We start from the raw sequence: 20284 nt of genomic DNA, 5'->3' as shown, positions 1-20284 counted from the left end.
CAACATTAAATCAAAATCTATCCATCGTCCCCTTCCTCCTTCCTCCTTCCTCCTTCCTCCTTCCTCCCTTCCTCCCCTTCCTCCATCCTCCCCTAACTACCCCTACCAGACGAACAAAAAAGATGACGCTAACACAACTATTTCAATACATTTCCTCGAATCCCTGGCCTGCTGTGGCCTTTTTTGCTTTAATGCCGGTCCTCGCCTGGTTGATTGGTGAGTTGGCAAATGGGAGCCGCGATGTTCAGTTCTGGAGTTATGTGTATGCAGTGCTGGTATATGCGGTCAGTATCCCCGGGATTTTCGCATTTACGCTGAATATCTATCTTTTTCTCTTTGAAAGACAGAGTATCTGGCAAGCCAACATCATTTTGCAATTCCTGCCAATCATTTCGCTCGCGCTGACGCTGATGCTGATCAAGCGCAAGATACCTTTTGCATTAATACCCGGTTTTGGCAAAATTTCCGGACTTCTCACGCTCATTGCTGCTCTCATTGGTTTGATGTGGTTTTTCGACCGATTGCACTTAGTAGCATGGACTTACGTTCCATTTTCTGTGATTTTGATAGGCTTTGTACTCACTTTGCTGGCTATTAGATTTGCATGGAGCAAACTGTTCTGAAATCCGGTACATATATTCAAATCTCCGTTCGGGCTGAACAGAAGCTTGCAGCCCGCAAGCTGGTGGAGCATTCGTTGACACACCATCGTGTTTCTAATATTTGGGACAAAGCACAGGTGTTACCCGCCAGCACAAGGATGCTCCGCTTCACGGGCACGCTCGGCGAAATCGTTTTTGCCGATTCTTTTCATCTGCCCCGCCCCACCCGGTCTTTCGGAGCGGTCGATGGGCAGGATTGGGGACAGGATTTTCTGATTAGGTCGGACCTGATGGACTTTGCAGTTGATGTGAAGTCCATGAAGCGCCGGGCGGGGAATCTCGCGGGGGACTATGTGCTCAACATTCCTTCTTCTCAGCTGAACAAGCCGGGTTCAAAAACGACGCATTACTTCTGCATTTCATTTCACCAATCCGAAACAGCCGGCACCATCGCTTCCTTGCTCGGGTTTATAGACAAGTCGGCGCTGCAAAACGGAGAGATCGGCAGGTTTTATGCCGCTGGTACCAGGCGCGTCAGGGCCGACGGAACTGCATTTACATTCAACGAGGACACTTACGAAATCCTGTTCAGCGAAATTTCCCCGTTGACACCAACCGCCTACATCAGATCATTGAAAGGCTTTCGGATTTGCGCTTTGAAATAAGTAGTTTTAAGCACATTCTGCCCTAAAAACCTTTCAGCTGGGAAACTTACCAGGATTTTATTCTCGTCAATGGCATCACAGTCACGCACTTACCAGAAAAAAAAGCTCCTTGGGCAAGTTTACACACCAGCACATATTGTCGAGAAAATACTGCAACTCTGCGGTTTCTATCAGGCAGATTTAACATCGGCCTCGATCCTGGATCCCGCCTGCGGAGACGGCCGTTTCCTGGTCCCGATCGCCTCCCATATCATCGCAACTACACCTCCTGAGCTACTTCCGGAAAGACTCCGGCAAATCCATGGCTGGGACATCGATCCACTTGCAATTGCAGCCTGCAAAACTAACCTGAATGCATTACTGGAACCGCTTGGCATTTCCATTGCCTGGAACTTGTCAGTGCGTAATGCATTGACACAGAAGGGTAAGAAGCAGCGGTTTGACTTTATCGTTGGCAATCCGCCGTACATCCGGATACAGCACCTGGAAGAACAGCAGCGGACTTATATCAAAGATCATTACGCATTCTGCCGCTCAGGGTCCACCGACGCCTACATCGCATTCTTTGAGCTCGCCGCCACGCTCATGTCAAAAAATGGCATTTGCGGCTTCATAACGCCCAATTCCTTTTTTATTTCCGAAACCGGGAGGCCACTCCGCTCCTATTTTCAGGAACAGCAAAACCTCGTTCACATTACCAATTTCGCCGGGATCAGTGTATTTGAAAATGCGTCCACTTACGCTGCAATAACCGTTTTCAGCAAGAAACAGGCTACGGATTTTGCCTTTGAAAAATGCACTTCCACTGACTTCTCATACGCATCCAGGCGCATTGCATTTGCAGAACTGACTGATCCCTGGCAATTGTCCGTATCTGCTGCCGAAGCGCAGGAAGGAAGGAAACTGGGGGATATCTGCAAGATTTCAGTCGGACTTACGACACTAGCAGACGCGTACTACCTGTTCTCTATTTTGGAGGAAAATGACGGGATTGTGTATGCAAAAAACAAAAACGGCGACTTCGCACACCTCGAAAAAGCGCTTCTCAAACCGGTCATCAAAGGCTCCAAACTGAAAGCCGCAGCAGATCCTGTTACCGAGTACATTCTTTTTCCATATCAGAAAAATGAATCAGGAAAACAGCAGATTATCAACGAAGAAACGCTGCAAACGCAATTTCCGAAAACTTTCTCCTATTTTCTTAAAGTAAAATCCGCGCTCGATCGTCGTGATAATGGAAAGCCCAATCCTGTTGCCTGGTATGCATTCGGCCGCTCGCAGGGTTTGGACAGCTCATTTGGGAAAAAGATTATTTTTTCTCCGATGAACAAGAAGCCGAATTTCGTGCTGTACGAAAATCCGGATGTTACCGTGTATTCCGGCTACTTCATCAAGTACGACGGCGATCATGAACAGTTGCTGGCTCAGCTCAACTCGCAGCGAATGGCCGATTTTATTGCTGTGGCGGGCAGGGATTTTCAGGGTGGATACAAAGGATACAACAAAAAAGCCATTGAAAATTTCATAGTTACTAGCCTGGTACCAGCCTGATATTCAGTCGGGAAATATTGAAAACAATGCATTTTAAAACTCTTAAATAAACGAACGTTCATTTATATTTGCCTCATGAAAACATGTACAGGAATTGAGAACAAGAGACGTCAATAAAGAAGCACTGATCAGGCAAAAAGCGGTCGAAATGATCGTAAATTATGGTTTTGATGGTTTGAGCATGCATAAGCTGGCCAGGGCGGCGGGTGTATCTGTGGCCACTATTTACATTTATTTTCACGACCGCGAGGATCTGATCCAACAGCTTTACACCGACGAAACCAACAAGATGTTCGACGCAACATTAAAGAACTTTGATCCCGAATCGCATTTTGATGAAGGATTAAGGGTACAATGGCTCAACCGGATGCATTACTGTCTGGAAAATCCTTTCAGCCACACGTTTATAGAACAGTTGCGCCACTCTCCGCTGGTCAGCCGCTCCAATGTAGGTACCCGATTTACTGAGGCAATGGGAAGGTTCGTACATAAGGCGATTGAGCGCAAGGAAATTGTGCCGCTTCCCGTTGAGATTTACTGGTCGGTTGCATTCGCCCCTTTGTATCAGCTGGTTAAGTTCCATATCGCGAAGTCCAGCATGCCCGGCAGGCCGCCTTTTATTTTCGATGAAGAAAAAGTAAACCAGACACTCGGACTGGTACTGAAAGCTTTGAAGCCCCAACCTTAGAAGCACTCAGGATCATCCCGAAACAACTACTTAGCTATGAGCCACCACGTTTACAAAGAAGAATACGTCCTCGTTTTCAGGACGAATGTCAAAAACAAGCGGCATGTTAAATCGATATCGCCGCTGCTGGACGGACATACCAGTATTATCAAGTGGAATATAGACCTGGGAGACATTGATAATGTGCTCAGGATTGAGGCCACGCAGCCGGAATGTGCGCCGGTTATCGCGCTTCTGCAACAGGCCGGTTACGCATGTGAAGAGTTAACAGACTAATCGAATTGATACATGACAGAACAAAAAAAGCCGACTTTCACCGGCTATGAGAAATTTATTATCGCATTGCTGGCCTTCTTACAGTTCACGGTTGTACTGGATTTCATGGTACTGTCGCCGCTGGGCTACATTCTTTTGGAAAAACTCTCGATTACAACCAGCCAGTTCGGGCTGGTTGTTTCGGCTTATGCATTCAGTGCGGGAGCGGCGGGCCTGATTACAGCGGGCTTTGCCGACAAATTTGACCGGAAAAAGTTGCTCCTCTTCTTTTATACGGGATTTGTGATCGGGACTTTCTTCTGCGGCATTGCACCTACTTACCATTTTTTGTTGGCCGCAAGGATTTTCACCGGACTTTTCGGCGGAGTAATCGGCTCGATCGGCTTCGCGATTATAACCGATCTTTTCCCAATACAGGTCCGTGGTCGCGTGATGGGGTTTGTTCAAATGGCTTTTGCGAGCAGCCAGGTTCTGGGAATTCCAATCGGATTGTATCTCGCAAAAGAGTACAGCTGGCATGCGCCATTCCTGATGATCGTCGGGCTGAGCATTATTGTTGGTGTGCTGGTCGTATTTTATATGAAGCCGATCAATGCACATTTGAAGTTGCAAGCGAAGACGAATGCGTTCCAGCATTTGGGTAAAACTCTGGCGAAACCTTCCTATCTGCAGGCTTTCGCCGCCACTACCCTGCTCGCCACCGGCGGCTTTATGCTGATGCCTTTCGGCACTGCTTACGGAGTCAACAACCTCGGCATTCAGGAGGCGCAGCTTCCTACATTATATATGGTGACCGGCTTGTGCATGCTTGCATTCAGTCCACTGATCGGGAAGCTGAGCGACAAGATCGGGAAGTACAAAGTGTTCCTCTGGGGCTCCGCCATTGCGTGCGTGATGACACTCATTTATTGCAATCTTGGAGTTACCCCACTTTGGATTATTATTATATTGAACATTCTGCTTTTTGTCGGTATCACGGGCCGGATGATCTCCGCCTCGGCGCTGATGAGTGCTGTTCCCGAGCAGCAAGACCGGGGCGCTTTCATGGGGATCAACTCGTCGGTCCAGCAAATTTCGGGCGGGATTGCTTCCCTGATCGCCGGGTTCATCGTGCACGAAAGCAGCACCGGCTTTATTGAAAATTACCCTTTGCTCGGAAATGTGGTTGTATTCGCCATCGTTGTTACCGCTTTTTTGATGTATCGTATTCATAAGTACGTTACCCACAAAGTACAGCCTACTGCTGCACCGGGATCAGCCATTTAGCTTTTAGCAAACAGTCCACCAGCTCGGCGACATTGTTTTTCCAGTTAACGGAACATCAATAGCCAGCTGGTGGATTTTTTATGTAAAAACTATTTGGATCTAGCGCATTCGTTTTCAGTGAATTGTACTCAGCAATCCAGGATCTTCAAAATAAATTCTTTTTATACTTTTCAATCTTTTAAAAAGATTTATACATTTACAAAGACAAAAACTTTTGAAGCATTTTATTCATTCAGATTAGTAGTAAAATTATTTTACGTTTATTTACGTATCCGATGTGAAATAAACGACAATCATTTTATACTAATAATACTTTTTAAATGAAAATCATCAGTATTGTCAACAACAAGGGTGGTGTGGGAAAAACTACGTCTGCTCAGAGCATTGCTGCCGGTCTCAGCAAATTTGCGAATGCAAGAGTGCTGGTTATTGACCTGGATGCACAAGCGAGTCTTACAAAAAGCTTTGGCATTCAACACGCCGGCTTGAAGAAAGACAGTGGCTCGTTCATCACCGGTGAATATGAATTTGACGAGATTGTTAAGCGTGTTGGCGACATTGATGTATTGCCCGGATCGGCAGAAATGATCCACCGAGAGGACACGATCAGGTCGGCACCCGTTTTTCCATTCAACCTGAAAATTGCATTGGAAAAAGTAAAAGAGTTGTACGATTTCGTCATCATCGACTGCCCTCCTGCCCTGTATGGTAACACGAGGCTGGCGCTAGTTTCGTGCCACCAGTATTATGTTCCGTTGCAGGCTGAGTTTTTAAGTTACGAGGGTTTGAGAAACTTTCTGGTTTACTCTGCCGAGATCAAAAAAATAAGTCCGAGTACAAACCTTGGCGGAGTTTTCGCAACGCGTTACAACCCGAAGATCCGCAAGAAGATCAGCCACGAACTGATCAATGCGACCAGGGAGCAACTTGGTGAAGTATTTATGGATTCGTACATTCGCGATAACATAGCCCTGTCTGAGGCTCAGGCAAACGGCACAACGATATTCGATTACGCGCCCGACAGTAATGGCGCAGAAGATTATTACAAGCTAACTAAAGAAATACTCGAACGAATTAATAACTGACACTTATGGCAAAAGAGAGGAAATTTGATTTTGCGCCACTTCCGCTGGTAGCTGATGTCCAGGAAGAGCCAAACAAACCCACCGAGGTGATTGAGGGAGCGCCAACCAAAGTAACATTCGATTGTGACTACATTCTCATGGAAAACATGAAGGATTACGGGTACTGGGAAGGGCTTACGCAAAAAGACATCATCCTTGAATCTTTAAAGCTGTATTTTCAGGATAAAGAGATCCGTCCGCGGCCAGACAAAATCCGCAACCGCACAAAGGTGGGACGGAAGCCTAAATCACTTACCGACTAGCATTGATAAAAAGTCTCCTCCCGGAGACTTTTTTGTTTTTACTGCACAGCCAGCTTACCCGAAAACTCCCGCTCGCCATTCGTAACCTTATACAAATACACACCAGCCTGAACCGGCAGCTTTAATTCAGTTTCCCTCGTGAAAGTTTTTGTACGGATGATCTTACCTGAGAGATCCAGAAGTGTAAGGGTCGATTTCCCGGAGATATTCGTAGCAACCTTGATAAAGTCACTTGCTGGATTAGGCGAAACACGGACCCATTCTTCCGGATCATTTCCTACCGCTAACAGCCGCTCGACCAGTAACTCCGTCTCTGCGCTGGCTGAACAACCGTAAACATCAGTTCCTTTCACCGAGTACTTCCCTGAATGTTCCTTGATCGCCAGTGGAATGGTAATCTCTGCACCGGTCGCGGTGAATTCACGCGGCCCTTTCCAGGTGTAGTTACTCGCACCTGTCGCATTCAGGACAACGGTACTTCCTTCGAGATAGGGACCATTATTTGTCACCTCAATCACCGGGAGCGGCAGAACGGTGATCGTAATACTTGCTTTCTGGTCGGTGGCCACGCAGGATGCTGTGTAGGACGCTGTTTTGTCCGGCTGGATCCGGATCGAATTGGCAGTATCGTCGGTTGACCAGCTTACTTCACCTGGGCAGCCGGAGGCAGTAAGCGTTACAAATCCACCCACGCACAAGCTGTCGTCGCTCGCATTGATCTTCAATATCGCGGGTGAATTGGATTTCAGGTTCCATTCGATCTTCCTTACGCGCTGCTCTGCCAGCTCTTCAGATCTGCTCATGTGCGTGGAGTCAAAAACGGAGGCTGTCAATTTCCCGGTAGCAGGCAGGTCAGAAGGCGCGAGTGTAATTTCATCGACTCCCGCAGCGATTTTCTTTCCGTCCAGGTCCCATTCAACATGCAACGAATTGGGCGCAGGTTTCAGCAAACCGAGCCTGAATTTGGCTGGCTCGGTAACCAGATATTCCGATGCATTGCCTGGCTCTATTTTCTCAACCGGATTGACCAGTGACAGGATCGTTTCAGTTGTCGCTTCGCGGCACACCACGCAAAACTGCTGGTTCAGGTATTCCATTAAACAGGTCGCATTCGAAGGCTTATGCCAAGTGGCGGCAGGGCCGTCTTCCCCGTGCTTATAGATCCCTATCCCGGGTATATCAAGCCAGTTTTTCCATTTCACCCGGGACCGATCGGTTACAGCTGTCATATTCGGCGCTTCCCTTCCATATTGCGGGCCGGCCCAATACTCGTCATTTAATGCGGCAAATGTGTGTCCGATTTCATGCGCACCAATGGTATTGGCGCTTTGGTTCAATGTATGTACCGCAATGGAACCGCCCGAACCGCCGTAAAACTCTGTATTTACCAGCATTACCGTCAGGTCGTAAGTAGGAAAGTTGGCGGCCAGTACATTGAATGCGACGCCGTAATTAACAGTGACCAGCCGGTGTATTGAGGATCCGAATGTACCGCCGTAGAATGTTTTCTTCTGTGTGACCGGCTGGTCCGGGTAAGCATCGGGCGCAGTACCCGGGTTAGTCACCCCGCTTTCTTCTGAGGGCGTTGGAATGGAGAAAAAATTGAAGTAGTTCCGGTACTTATTATAGGGCGCATAATCGAGAAAAAACTCGGCAAATTTACGCGCCTCCTCGTTGAACTTTGGCAGCTGCTCTTTCGTAAAACCGTCACCTAGTATAACAACATTAATACGATTGTCGACCGGCCCCGATTTGTATAAGGTATCGACGGGGAAAGTTTGTCCGAAAACCCGGGATAAAAGCAGGGTAAATAATAGTGTGGTAAAGGTTCTTTTCATTGTTTCAAATTAAGTGTATAAATCTTGACTGGTTGCTGTCCTGGTTTTAAGCTATAAAAATCTAACTTCTCGATATTGGGATCTGCTTGCATGCGCATGGTAAATGAACCTTCCGAAGCAAATTGCTTCTTACGCGTGATCGTTCCGGAGGGATCAGGCACTTCCACTTCCCGAAAAAGCGGATGCTCAAAAATCATCGGAACCTCAAATGCACTAGTCCTGTACCTGGGAACAACCTGTATCCGATAAGGGTACTCCACCGGGCGGCGCAGGTTCTTCAATTTTCCTGTTCCTGACACAGAGCTCACCAGACTGATCTGTTCCAGGCTCCCCTTTTCCGGTTGACTTACACGGAATTCCAGAAAAAGGATCTGATCTGCGCTTTCCGGGTTAAACATCCTCACATCATTTAAGTCCAAAACCGCCGCTCGTTTGCTGCAACCGCCAAAAAGCGAGGCGATGATAAGTAAGTATAAAAAAGAGAATTTAAGCTGCATGCAAACGTGTGTTCTGTCCTGCCTTAGTAAACTTACATCTTTCCAAAGCAAATTCACAATGGATCAAATGCCGATTATCAAACGTAGGACTCCAAGGCTGATCTAACGGTTGCATTAGCCTGCAACAACATTGCAATTACTTGATTTTCAGCACCTGAAACCCTGTTGCACGCCTTTCAACCCTATCTTTGGAAATCAAACAACGAGTAACCAATGGAATTAGAGAATAAAAATAAGGCACAAACCGAGGCAGATGATTGCTGCTCAGGGCCGAACGCACATCAACACAAAAAATCACACGAACACAGTCACGATCACGATCACGATGGCCACGATCACGGAGATAGCGGTGATACGGGATTGCTGCAAAGTCGCTGGATGCTCTGGCTCAGCCTGGCAATACTGCTCGGTACGCTGTCCGCCACATTCATTTTTAAGATTGAAATTATACGCCCGGTAGAAATCGCATTGATGCTGATCGCCTACCTGCTCGCAGGAAACAAGACCATCCTCACAGCCGGACGAAGGGTAATGCGGGGCGACTTTTTCAATGAGTTTACATTGATGACCATCGCTACACTGGGCGCGTTTTACATTGGCGAGTTCAGCGAAGGTGTGGCGGTAATGATCTTTTACGAGATTGGCGAGCTCTTTCAGGACCTCGCTGTCAGCAGGTCGAAAAACTCCATTAAAGCACTACTTGATATCCGCCCTGATTCGGTTACGGTGATCAGAAATCTGGAAAATGTACAGACCACACCCGGCCAGGTCCGCATTGGCGAGTCAATTCTGGTGAAAGCCGGCGAAAAAGTAGCTTTGGACGGAAGATTGCTCTCCGAATCAGGCGTTTTTAATACCGCCGCATTGACCGGGGAGCCGCGACCGGATGTAATTACGTCGGGTAAGCCGGTGCTTGCCGGCATGATCAATACCGAAAAAGCAGTTGAAGTTGAGGTTACTGCGCTTTTTAAAGACTCCAAATTGTCACGAATCCTGGAAATGGTGCAGGATGCAACTGCTAGAAAAGCACCTACTCAATTGATGATCAGCAAACTGGCTAAGATCTATACTCCGATCGTATTCCTGCTGGCTGTACTGATCATCTTTGTCCCCTATCTTTTCACACCGGATTACAACTTTGATCAATGGCTGTACCGCGGGATGGTTTTTCTGGTGATAGCCTGTCCCTGCGCATTGACTGTGTCCATTCCGCTTGGATACTTCGGCGGGATCGGTCTGGCTTCGCGAAATGGTATCCTTGTAAAAGGCGCCAATTTCCTGGATGTGATGACGAAAATCGATACGGTGGTCTCAGACAAAACGGGTACCCTTACCAAAGGTGTATTTCAGGTCCAGCAAGTGCAAACCACAATGTATGAGGCCGATTTTGTTCAACTGGCCGCCTCGCTTGAAAGCTACTCCACGCATCCCGTCGCCAAAGCAGTAGTTACCTTTGCAGCGGAACAGCGTCTGGACAAACCCGCGCAAGTAGAAGAGTTGTCGGGGCTTGGGTTAAAAGGAGTTGTAAACCAAAAGCAGGTACTTGCCGGCAACCTTCGATTATTAGAAAAATTCTCTGTCACCTTTCCCCCGTCACTTTCGGATATCCCTGAGACCATTGTAGCGGTGGCAGTTGACGGCACCTATGCCGGGCATTTTATTATTGCTGACGAGATCAAGGAGGATGCAGCCGCTACTGTGAGTGAGCTCGCCAAAATGGGCATTGAAACCATTATGCTTTCGGGCGATAAGCAGGCGGTAGTTACCAGTACGGCCAGCCGGCTGAATATAGCCAAAAGCTACGGCGGATTACTGCCTGAAGACAAGGTACGGGTAGTTGAGCAGCTGAAAGCAGAAGGCCGACGCATTGCATTTGTAGGCGACGGCGTCAACGATGCTCCCGTGATCGCATTGGCTGATGCGGGAATCGCCATGGGCGCGCTTGGGTCCGATGCTGCGATTGAAACCGCAGACATTGTGATCCAGAATGATCAGCCTTCCAGGATCGTCTCGGCGATCAGGGCGGGAAAGGTGACACGCAGTATTGTGTACCAGAATATTACGCTGGCAATGGGCGTCAAACTCGCCGTCATGATCATGGGCGCAGGCGGCATTGCCACCCTCTGGGAAGCTGTGTTCGCAGATGTTGGCGTGGCGCTACTTGCAATCCTGAATGCTTTCAGGATCCAGGGCAGGAAAATTTAAGAATGCTGCCGGAGTCAAATGCACCGGCAGCAATCAAACGCCTTTTTACAAGGAATCAGACAATCGGCACAGACCGGATACCCGCCGCTTTTTCAAGCGCCAGTGTGACGCGCTCGATGCGGTCAACATTACCGCGGCTACTGTCGGACACCGCCTGCGCGACGGACGTCAGATAGTCGCCTCCCAGCTTCGTGTTAAAGAAAGGATCATGCGCCGCAAGTACGCCGCGCCAGTTCTTCCCGACAATGTTCCTTGATTTTACAAAACGTATTAAAAGGCGCTCTTTGATGGACAATCCACCATACTCGGAAACTCGTGTCTGCAGTTCGCTCATTTGATGTGAAGTTGTGTGTGTTAATTTTGTAATTTCCGCATTACTAAAAACGGTATATACAAAAGTATATATTTCTTATTACAAAGTCAAGTATTCGTATACTTTAAGTTAAGAAAATGTCAATAGTTGGTCAGAGAATTAGAAAATACCGCAAACTAATGGGATGGAGCCAGGATCTGCTGGCAGAGAAAATTGACAGGAAGGACAAGCAAACTATCTCACATTGGGAAACCGGCAAGAGTGACCCTTCTCTTAAAGAGTTGATCAAATTGGCAGAAGTCCTCAAAGCCACTGTCGCCCAGCTCGTGGGCGAAGCACCTATGTTTGAAGAGCCGAGGGAAAATTATGTGATGCTCAAAAAAGACGATCTGATCGAGTTACAGCGGAAAGCGCTGGAACTTGAAGATGAGCGGATCAAGCACCTCAAAGATCAGATCAAAGCATTAAAACCTTCGGAAACGGAAGAATCAGAATCAGCTGAGCCGGACAGTTCTTTGGAATAACATCTTGAATCCCAGCGCGCAGGTAGCGCTAACTACGATCAGCGCAAGCCAAAGTACCTGGTAACCCCACATTGCAGCGACATAGCCGCCCAGCGCCGGACCTATGATTTGAGCCACAGCCTGCGCCACAGAGTAAGCAGCGGAATACTTTCCCCTGCTCATTTCGCTTGCGCGGTTCATAACAAAGGTGCTGATGTAGGGAATAGCAAGCATTTCGCCGATTGTGAACAGCAGAACTGCGATTCCTGCAAGGACCACGGGCAACACAAACGGGACGACCAGCGCAAGGAAAGACAATGCACTGAAAACCACGCCGGCCACAATGTAAGCTGAATCCGACCACCGGTCTCTCAGGTTTTGTATCAGGATCATTTCGAACAATGCAATAACTAACCCGTTCATTCCCAGCAGCAACCCGATCGTTGACTCTCCAATGTGCATTTGTTCTTTCCAATACACAGGTACCAGTCGGAACAAAAGCGAAAAGCAAACCATATACAGGGTTACCATAATCAGGAAACGCAGGAAGAACCCGTCGGTCCAAGGTGATTTCCCGAATACCGCGTCAGCTTCGTTGACCGTCGCCTCCCGGTTGATCTTCGCTTTTGGCAGTAATATAATGATCAACACACCGGCAAGCATATACACGATACCGTCAACCTGGAATAGTAAATGGTAATTAATGGCAGCAAGAATGCCGCCCATTGAAGTACCGAAACCAAAACCAATGTTGGTTGCCAGGCGGTTCAATGCATAAGAGCGGGTAAGATTGGCGGTGGTCGAGTAAGCCGCAATGGCGGTACTATTGGCTGGTTTAAAGGCTTCCACAAAAAAAGCGAGCACTATTACCAGCACACAGATCCAGAAAAAACTGGTAATCAGACTAAAAACAATAAAGAAGACTCCGCTGAGGATCAGGCTGAAAATCTGCACCGGCCTGAAACCCCATTGATCTGTAAGGTAACCGCCTGCCATGGCGCCCAACACCGACCCTACTCCAAACAAAGTAATGACCAGCCCGGCCTCGGCGATGCTCCGGTGCAGGCTCTGGGTAATGTACATGCTCATAAACGGAACCGCCATATACCCACATCGATTGACGAGTATGACGACACTTAATAGCCAGGTTTCCCTGCTGAGCCCGCTAAATGCGGTACGATAACTTGCGGCAATTTGACGGTACATAAACTCACGGCATTGATCCTGCAAATCTCACAACAAATCCCTGATAATCGAGACACTTTCTTCCAATTCATTCAGGTTGGAAGATGCAAAGCCCAGCCTGACCATGTTCGCGAAGTCTTTGGACTGGCTGAAACCCGAAGAGAAATACAGGTCTTTCTGCAATGCTTTTGAGGCAAGATGGGGTAAGTCAATGGCGGGATGAAATTTTGCCCAAACTGCCATTCCACCATCAGGAACGTCAAATTGAAGGTAGTTACCGAGCTCAGATTTCAATAATCCGGTAAAATGATCGCGGCGTTGTCGGTATATCCTCACCGACTTTCTTAAATGCCTTTGTATAACACCCGTCTGCATCAGTTCAGCAATTGCATTTTCCAGCATCTGATCGCCTTGCCTGTCAACAATCCGCCTGAGCAGCGCTAATTCAGAAATAATATCCTCCGGTCCCACCAGAAACCCCACCCTGAATGCAGGTGAGATTGTTTTGGTAAACGAGCCGCAATAAAGTACCATCCCATGCTGATCCGCACCCGCGAGCGGCAGTAAGGGTTTACTCAAATAATGGAAATCGTAATCGTAATCATCTTCAAAAATGGCGAACCGGTATTTCGCGGATAACTGCAACAAGGCAATCCGTCGATCGGCACGAAGCGCTACCGTTGTCGGATAGTGGTGGTGGGAAGTCACGTATACCAACCTGACAGGCTTCTCGGCACAAAGCATCTCCAATGCTTTCACATCCAGCCCATACTGATCAACAGGGATCTGCACAACACTCGCCCCAGCGTGAACAAAATTCATGTTAGCCCCAAACCAGCCGGGCGCATCCACGGCCACGCAGTCTCCCGGCTGCAACAATGCGGTACTCACCAGATGTATGCCCATAATGACGCCACGGGTGATCAGGATGTTTTCTGCACTGGTTTTTAAGCCGCGGGTTTCATTGAGGTGCATTGATAGCTCCTGCCGCAGCCAGGCTGAGCCTTTGGTATCCCCATAACCTAATCTCACATACGGATTTCCGTGGAGCAGCTGGCTCCGGTAAGCGCGTGAAAGATCCTCCACCGGGGCAAGTCGCGCGTCGGGAAAACCATCGTCCAAATGCAATCTGCTGCCTGATTTTAACACGGCACGGTTCAGGTGCGTCAGCTTGCGGAAGGTAAAACCGGCTTTTTTGGAAGCATTGCCATAATCATATTCCGGCTTGGCGGGTTTCTCAGGTGCCATTTCGGGCAAGCTTCGCGCGACGAAAGTGCCGCTTCCGGTTTGACTTTCAAGCCAGCCTTGCGCAAGGAGTTCATCATAAGCCTGAACGATCGTTCTGCGATGCACTTGCAAAAGTGACGCCAACTGCCTGGAACTTAACAACCTGTGTCCTGGTTGCAAAGTCCCGTTTCGGATCAATGCAGTGAGTTGACCGGCGATTTGCAGGTAGAGCGGACTCTTGCCGGATCTGTCCGGGATAATAAGAGATGAAAGCGGCTGCATAAAATTGGACTACCTGAATTCTATATATTGGATCTTTACGAAAGTCCAATTAAGTCGGAATTTTGAAGAAAAACAAGACCATGAACAACATACCATCCCACCTCATTCCCAGCAGACAGGCGAAAAAAGCCAGCTATGACCGCGAAACGATCGATCCCATTCTTGATGAAGCGCTATACTGCACGATCAGCTTTGTGATTGACAACAAACCTTTCGCCATTCCTACTGCATTCGTCCGGTATGAGGACAAAATTTACATTCACGGTTCCGTTGGAAGTCACTTTATCCGGGAAATCGAAAAGGGAATTCCGGTTTGCATTTCAATTATGCTGACCGACGCGCTAGTAGTTGCAAAGTCTGCATTCAGCCACTCTGTGAACTACCGGTCCGTGATCATTTTTTCGAAAGCGGAGAAAGTGGAAGATCTTGACACGAAGAGGGCTGCATTTGAGTGGCTTACCAATAAAATAGTCCCTGATTCCTGGGAGTACCTCAGGCCGATGACAGATTCGGAAGTTCGCAAAACAACCGCCCTGGCATTTCCTATTTCCGAAGCTTCGGCTAAAATGCGGACTGGTATGCCCAATGACGAACCGGAGGATCTGGATCTGCCGATATGGTCCGGCCTGATCCCCACACCCACCCTTCGCCAGTCACCGGTACCTGATGAGAGCAGCAAATTGATTCCACTTCCTAAACATTTGAGATAGGCGTGCAACCATGGGCGCGGATCGGGCATCTTTCGGAAAAAGGAAGCCAGATTTAAACAATGCAAACCATGTCAGGAAAGGAACTATTCGACCGATACCAATTGGCTGCACTCACGAAAGGACTTGGATCTCAGGAATTTCACTACGGTAACGTATTATATCAGGCACTGAAAATAGAAGGAGAAGAGAAGGTTTTCCAGTTGCTTGAAGCAGCCGAACAAAGCGGAAAACGCATTGTGCTCAGCTATTCAGCGACAGATCAAACCAATTTAATCGAACCCGACATTGCCATTATTGGCTAGATTCAGAAAAGAGGCTGTCGAAAGGCAGTCTCTTTTATTGTAATGCGAGAAAATTCTTTTCATTTTCAAAAAGGCATGTTTCTTTTGGTTCTGGTTTCTCTGGACTGCCTAACTGCGCGAAAATGGAATTTCTTATTGTTATAGCTTTTTTTGGCTACATATTTTACCTCGCAAAATACGCTGATCTGCGATCTCAATCGGAGAAAGAGAAAGCGACACTACCGCCTGTTCAATCTGACTTCCAAAAAGAAGAGGATTCAAAGGTTGAGCCTGCTACCACCTACTTAGCAAGCAAAACAAAACAGCCGCTCTTTGATAAACGCCTTCTGGCGAGTACGCTGCTTGTACTGGCGACGAGTTCAATTATCGTATATGTAATTGAAGATGCAGAGGGAATTCACCTTCCATATCTCGTGGCTGTGTTTTCTGCTATTTCAATCGGTTTTGCAGAACCTTACCGGGGCTGGATGCTGGCGATCCTCCAATGTGTGCTGATTTACCTTGGCTACCATTTTTTTGCCACTCCACCGGAGGGTAGTGCCTTGAAAGAGCTGCACAATTTCAGTCTGTACGGATCAATGATCCTGACATTCGCCGGCAGCTTCCTGGGTGCATTCATGAAGCGCGCATTGAATATGAAGTAGATACCAGACTTTTCATAAGCCTGGTACCTACTATATGTTCATTTTGAAGTGAGAATACTGTGTGAGCTCTGACTTCCGTCTGCTTTCACTATCAGCACAATGTACTTCCCGGAAGCCAGCTTACTTACGTCCACATCACGCTGAGATGCCGTTTGCAGAACCAGCTTCCCGTTGGACGTGAGTACCCTCACTTGCGAAACGGTTCCGCCATCTTTCAAGTCAATGCTAAACCTGTCATAAGCAGGATTAGGATACACCAGCACGGATTCATTTGCGGCGACCTTACGCTTGATTGTCTCGGCCAACGGACTGGCTCCCTCTTCAGGCGCAGGCGAAACACCTCCGCCGCCCAGGTAAGAAGACAGGTAACGCCAAGGGCCATACGTCTGCCCGGTAAGTGCCAGTGTAGGATCATACTTTACACGCACGCGCACTTTGGTTGCATTCCCTTGCTTACTGATTACATTTTTGAGTTCTGTGCCCAACAGTCCAAGACTCGCGTACACAATCTGCGAACCAGAGGCTTGCGTACTATTGGTAATTACGTTGTTAGCACCTTTTGAAAATCCCTGCCCCGCAGCCTTTGTCTCCCAAACCAACTTGCCTTTGTTGCCTCCAAGAAACGATTTGGAGTACAACCCAGCTCCAAAGTTATTCTGCGCAAATTGCGTTTGGTTGATTGAGGTGGTCAGGTTGGTATTGTAGAGGCGGAGGTTGTTGCGCTCACAATATCCACTATTACCATAACAAACGAATGCTGCGCCGTTTCCAAAATAAGGATCACCAGCAATGATGTCACTGTAACCATCGGCGTTTATATCTCCCCCACCAGACACTGAAGTGCCAAATGCCGAGTTCTGAACTCCATTATTCGCAAGCAATTTTACGCTCGAAGCTAATCCTCCTTTTGAACCCAAATAAACATGAGCTGCGCCTGTCCAGGATTGACCGCCAAAGTAAGAAGGGTTTCCGATAATGATGTCGGCATACCCATCAGCATTTACATCGCCGGCTCCTGCCACAGTCAGTCCAAATTCTGATTGGGGCTGATCTTGTTCGAGCAGAGTACCCTGTGCATTGAGACCCTGCATTGATCCATTATAAAGAAAAACAACTCCTTCATAATTTTGCCCGCTACTGTAATAAGGGGCACCAACTGCAACATCATTTAATCCATCTCCATTGACATCACCAACGCAACTCACGGAATGCCCATAATTGGCACTTGCTTGATTCACCTCATTCTTTATAAAAGAAGCTGATAAACCCGTTGAAGATCCATAGGATATAAAGAAAGCACCTTCATCAACTTGCCCGTTAGAATATTTCGGTGCACCACAAAGTAGGTCAGAAAATCCATCGCCATTAACTTCTCCGAGAGATAGTGAAAAACCAAAAAATGAATTAACCTTATTGCTCTCAAATATTTTTTTTGACTCCTTTACTATCCCATTTGAAGAACCTAGATAAAGAAAAACTGCCCCTTCATTACTTTCTACATTTGAATATGTCGGAGCGCCAATAGCGACATCGTCAAATCCATCATTGTTAACATCACCAACGCTGGATACTGCTACTCCCATCCAGGCTTGTTGAACATCTGATTCAAGTCTTGTGAATACATTGGAAAAACCATTAGAGGATCCGTAAAATACAAACACAGCGCCTTCGTTTGCTTGTCCACCATTGTACAATTCAGCCCCAACTACTAGATCGGAGAATCCATCTCCATTCAAATCTCCGCCTCCAGACATAGCAATGCCGAAGTCTGCTCCTATCTGATCACACTCCAAAACAATCTTGGGATCCGTTTGGATACCTTTATTTGACCCATGATAAACAAAAACGACGCCTTCATCTTCTTGTCCATGATCATATTGTGGTGCGCTAACTGCAACATCATCAAATCCGTCGCCATTTATGTCGCCTAATCCTGAAACAGAGCAGCCCATCCTGGAATCCGGCTGACCTTGCGAAAGTGAGGTAGTAGTAATCATATCAATTCCTCCTGCCCCACCCCTCCAAACAAACACCGCCCCTTCATCATCATGTCCATTATCATAAGCAATCGCCCCGACAATCACGTCACTGTAACCGTCGCCATTAATATCCCCTGCACTGGCCACCGAGCTGCCGAACTGGGCACTTGCTTTGTTGCTTTCCAATGTGGATACCGGGTTTGCTGATGAACCTGTTTTGCTCCCCTGAAATACAAAGGCCGCCCCTTCGTTTAAATGACCATTGTCATAATACTTTGCGCCCACAATCACATCAGCATACCCATCGCCATTTACATCCCCGGCACTGCCGGCAGAGCTTCCGAACTGCGCTTCTGCCTGGTTCATTTCAAGAGTAAGTGCCGCAACCGGGCTGATCCCCTGCGCTGAGCCGTGGTGTATAAATGCTGCTCCTTCATTGGTCTGCCCTTTGTCGTACATGTTGGCGGTGATGATGATGTCGCTATAACCGTCGCCGTTTACATCTCCCGCAGTCCCTATCGCATTACCCAGGAAAGCGCTGGCTTGATTACTTTCCAATATAACAGCTGGTACATTGGAATTTACCCCCAATGCAGACCCGTGATAAATGAACACTGCGCCTTCGTCCACCTCACCTTTGTCGAACAACCTGGCCCCTATCATGATGTCACTGTAACCGTCGCCATTCACATCCCCAGCCCCGGTAGCAGTAAACCCAAACGCAGATTCTGCCTGGTTAGATTCTATTTTCACAGGATTGTTTGCATTCAGTCCTTGTGCCGAGCCGTGGTAGATAAACGCAACACCTTCATTTACCTGCCCACTGTCATAAGCATGTACGCCGATCACCACATCGCTGTAACCATCCCCATTCACATCGCCTGCAAGTCCCATGGCATTACCAAAGTTAGCTTCGGCCTGGTTACCTTCTAATACCAGTGATGCATTCGTAGAGATACCAGCCGCAGAACCATGGTACACAAACACAGCGCCTTCATTGGTCTCACCTTTGTCGTAAAACAGCGCACCCACCATGATATCACTGTACCCATCTTTGTTAACATCCCCGGCAGTAGACACAGAGCACCCAAACCTGGATCCCGCCTGGTTGCCTTGCAGCATTACTGCATTGCCCATGTTCAAACCGGAAGCACTGCCGTAGTACACCCACGCTGCTCCCTCATCCAGCTCCCCATTGTCGTACTTGGATGCGGCCACGATCACATCGCTGTACCCGTCGCCATTCACATCGCCCGCGCTGGACACTGAGCCGCCAAGCCACGCCTGGGTTTGGTTAACCTCCGGGACAAGGATTGCGTTGGAAGGGTTACCATTGGCTATGATCGGGTCGATTGTGACAGGGAATGCGGCGCCTTTTACATCCACCGAAATGGAAATCCGGCCCTCTTTGGATGTCATGACAGCTGCCAGCAGCTTCCCGTCAGCATCCCAGCATTTCAGGTCCTTGTAAGTTAATGCATTGTCTGCCGTACCACTCGGGGACAGTTCCAGCTCGTTGTTGCCCAGGTCGCGGATTGCAGCACCTTCTACGGCGAGCTGCACTTCCAGCTTCTCACTTCCTTCCGCCGGTTTGCCAATAATGAAGTTTTGCCTGATACCCGCCTCGCTATTTACATACTGTTCAACAACAGCATCATACCGGATTTCTGCCGTATTTGCTTCGAGCACAAACCTCGGACTTTGTTCTTCTGTTTTTATCAGTTTATGATCAACAAACATCCCCTTATTGATAATCCTGAACTTAAAATTGTGACCAATGGAATCTTTCCTGTTGCAGACTGTCAGCGAGCCGGGCTCATAGTAGGCCCGAAGGTTATGCTGCCGGTTAGGACTTTGATAAACATGCTTTGTGGAATCGTAGCTGACGTGGTATTCGCGCTTGGAAAGACTTTCCTGTATACTGCCAAGTGCCGCTGCAGGGATGTCTTCGGCAGGCGGCTTTGAATACGAAGATGTTTTTGGCGAAGAATGAAAGTCTCTCATTACGCTGAGAGACAACCCTGCGATGATAGATACCCCGGTAATTACCAGGAGGTACATTTTGTAGCTGTGTTTCATGTGACGGACGGTTTTAAAGATCGGAAACCAAATAGGTTGACCAAATCTTATGACCGGAACAACAACATACAAAAGCGATTACCAA

The 20284-nt window shown here is 47.9% G+C and carries 19 protein-coding genes; 13 read left to right on the top strand and 6 right to left on the bottom strand.

The genetic code is table 11. From position 1 onward, the window contains the following. The first annotated feature begins 122 nt into the window (after positions 1–122). The 8 genes from ASG33_RS17295 to ASG33_RS17260 all read left to right on the top strand — a co-directional run bounded on the left by ASG33_RS17295 (position 123) and on the right by ASG33_RS17260 (position 6435). The gene (locus tag ASG33_RS17295; RefSeq protein WP_056287858.1) at positions 123–623 is read left to right on the top strand and encodes a hypothetical protein; all 501 of its coding nucleotides are present in this window, start codon (positions 123–125) and stop codon (positions 621–623) included. Beyond that, complete coding sequence (locus tag ASG33_RS17290; RefSeq protein ID WP_056287856.1) at positions 605–1267, top strand: hypothetical protein; 663 nt, start codon at positions 605–607, stop codon at positions 1265–1267. The genes ASG33_RS17295 and ASG33_RS17290 overlap by 19 nt, the downstream gene beginning before the upstream one ends. 69 nt (positions 1268–1336) lie before the next feature. Beyond that, a complete protein-coding gene (locus ASG33_RS17285) occupies positions 1337–2818 on the top strand; it encodes a class I SAM-dependent DNA methyltransferase (RefSeq protein ID WP_056287854.1) in 1482 nt (493 codons plus the stop codon). Between the two features lie 94 nt (positions 2819–2912). Then, on the top strand, positions 2913–3506 hold the full coding sequence (locus ASG33_RS17280) for a TetR/AcrR family transcriptional regulator (RefSeq protein ID WP_056287851.1): 594 nt from the start codon (positions 2913–2915) through the stop codon (positions 3504–3506). 36 nt (positions 3507–3542) lie between these two features. Next, entirely contained in the window at positions 3543–3782 is a 240-nt protein-coding gene (locus tag ASG33_RS17275; RefSeq protein WP_056287849.1) for a hypothetical protein, read from the top strand. A 12-nt stretch (positions 3783–3794) separates the two neighbouring features. Continuing rightward, entirely contained in the window at positions 3795–5048 is a 1254-nt protein-coding gene (locus tag ASG33_RS17270) for an MFS transporter (protein WP_056287848.1), read from the top strand. A 320-nt stretch (positions 5049–5368) separates the two neighbouring features. Beyond that, the gene (locus ASG33_RS17265; protein ID WP_031528003.1) at positions 5369–6133 is read left to right on the top strand and encodes a ParA family protein; all 765 of its coding nucleotides are present in this window, start codon (positions 5369–5371) and stop codon (positions 6131–6133) included. A gap of 5 nt (positions 6134–6138) precedes the next feature. Then, entirely contained in the window at positions 6139–6435 is a 297-nt protein-coding gene (locus ASG33_RS17260) for a hypothetical protein (protein ID WP_031528004.1), read from the top strand. 38 nt (positions 6436–6473) lie between these two features. On the opposite strand, the gene ASG33_RS17255 is transcribed toward ASG33_RS17260, so the two are convergent. Both ASG33_RS17255 and ASG33_RS17250 read right to left on the bottom strand, forming a co-directional pair. Further along, positions 6474–8273, bottom strand: a complete 1800-nt coding sequence (locus tag ASG33_RS17255) for a M64 family metallopeptidase (protein WP_056287846.1) — start codon at positions 8271–8273, stop codon at positions 6474–6476. After that, positions 8270–8770, bottom strand: a complete 501-nt coding sequence (locus tag ASG33_RS17250) for a hypothetical protein (RefSeq protein WP_056287844.1) — start codon at positions 8768–8770, stop codon at positions 8270–8272. The genes ASG33_RS17255 and ASG33_RS17250 overlap by 4 nt, the downstream gene beginning before the upstream one ends. Before the next feature lie 213 nt (positions 8771–8983). On the opposite strand from ASG33_RS17250, the gene ASG33_RS17245 reads away from it, so the two are divergent. After that, positions 8984–10975 (top strand): heavy metal translocating P-type ATPase, encoded by a 1992-nt coding sequence (locus tag ASG33_RS17245; RefSeq protein WP_056287842.1) that lies wholly within the window; start codon positions 8984–8986, stop codon positions 10973–10975. Between the two features lie 55 nt (positions 10976–11030). Here the strand turns inward: ASG33_RS17245 and ASG33_RS17240 are convergent, their stop codons facing one another. Next, on the bottom strand, positions 11031–11309 hold the full coding sequence (locus ASG33_RS17240; protein WP_056287840.1) for a hypothetical protein: 279 nt from the start codon (positions 11307–11309) through the stop codon (positions 11031–11033). A gap of 116 nt (positions 11310–11425) precedes the next feature. On the opposite strand from ASG33_RS17240, the gene ASG33_RS17235 reads away from it, so the two are divergent. After that, positions 11426–11812, top strand: coding sequence for a helix-turn-helix domain-containing protein (locus ASG33_RS17235; RefSeq protein ID WP_056287838.1), 387 nt, complete (start codon positions 11426–11428; stop codon positions 11810–11812). Here the strand turns inward: ASG33_RS17235 and ASG33_RS17230 are convergent. After that, entirely contained in the window at positions 11783–12997 is a 1215-nt protein-coding gene (locus tag ASG33_RS17230; protein ID WP_056287835.1) for an MFS transporter, read from the bottom strand. The genes ASG33_RS17235 and ASG33_RS17230 overlap by 30 nt on opposite strands. A gap of 27 nt (positions 12998–13024) precedes the next feature. Next, positions 13025–14485 (bottom strand): PLP-dependent aminotransferase family protein, encoded by a 1461-nt coding sequence (locus ASG33_RS17225; protein ID WP_056287834.1) that lies wholly within the window; start codon positions 14483–14485, stop codon positions 13025–13027. A gap of 80 nt (positions 14486–14565) precedes the next feature. On the opposite strand from ASG33_RS17225, the gene ASG33_RS17220 reads away from it, so the two are divergent. The 3 genes from ASG33_RS17220 (at position 14566) to ASG33_RS26085 (ending at position 16141) form a co-directional block, all read left to right on the top strand. After that, entirely contained in the window at positions 14566–15195 is a 630-nt protein-coding gene (locus tag ASG33_RS17220) for a pyridoxamine 5'-phosphate oxidase family protein (protein ID WP_056287831.1), read from the top strand. 68 nt (positions 15196–15263) lie between these two features. Further along, entirely contained in the window at positions 15264–15497 is a 234-nt protein-coding gene (locus tag ASG33_RS17215) for a hypothetical protein (protein WP_229238700.1), read from the top strand. A 122-nt stretch (positions 15498–15619) separates the two neighbouring features. Beyond that, a complete protein-coding gene (locus ASG33_RS26085; protein ID WP_229238699.1) occupies positions 15620–16141 on the top strand; it encodes a hypothetical protein in 522 nt (173 codons plus the stop codon). A gap of 38 nt (positions 16142–16179) precedes the next feature. Here ASG33_RS26085 and ASG33_RS17205 read toward each other — a convergent pair whose 3' ends face one another. Further along, a complete protein-coding gene (locus tag ASG33_RS17205; RefSeq protein WP_056287828.1) occupies positions 16180–20199 on the bottom strand; it encodes an FG-GAP-like repeat-containing protein in 4020 nt (1339 codons plus the stop codon). Positions 20200–20284: the final 85 nt, after the last annotated feature.

The organism is Dyadobacter sp. Leaf189 (assembly GCF_001424405.1).
GTDB lineage: Bacteria > Bacteroidota > Bacteroidia > Cytophagales > Spirosomataceae > Dyadobacter.
Note: the sequence above shows the minus strand (reverse complement) of the source record. Positions and strands in the feature narration are given on the sequence as shown.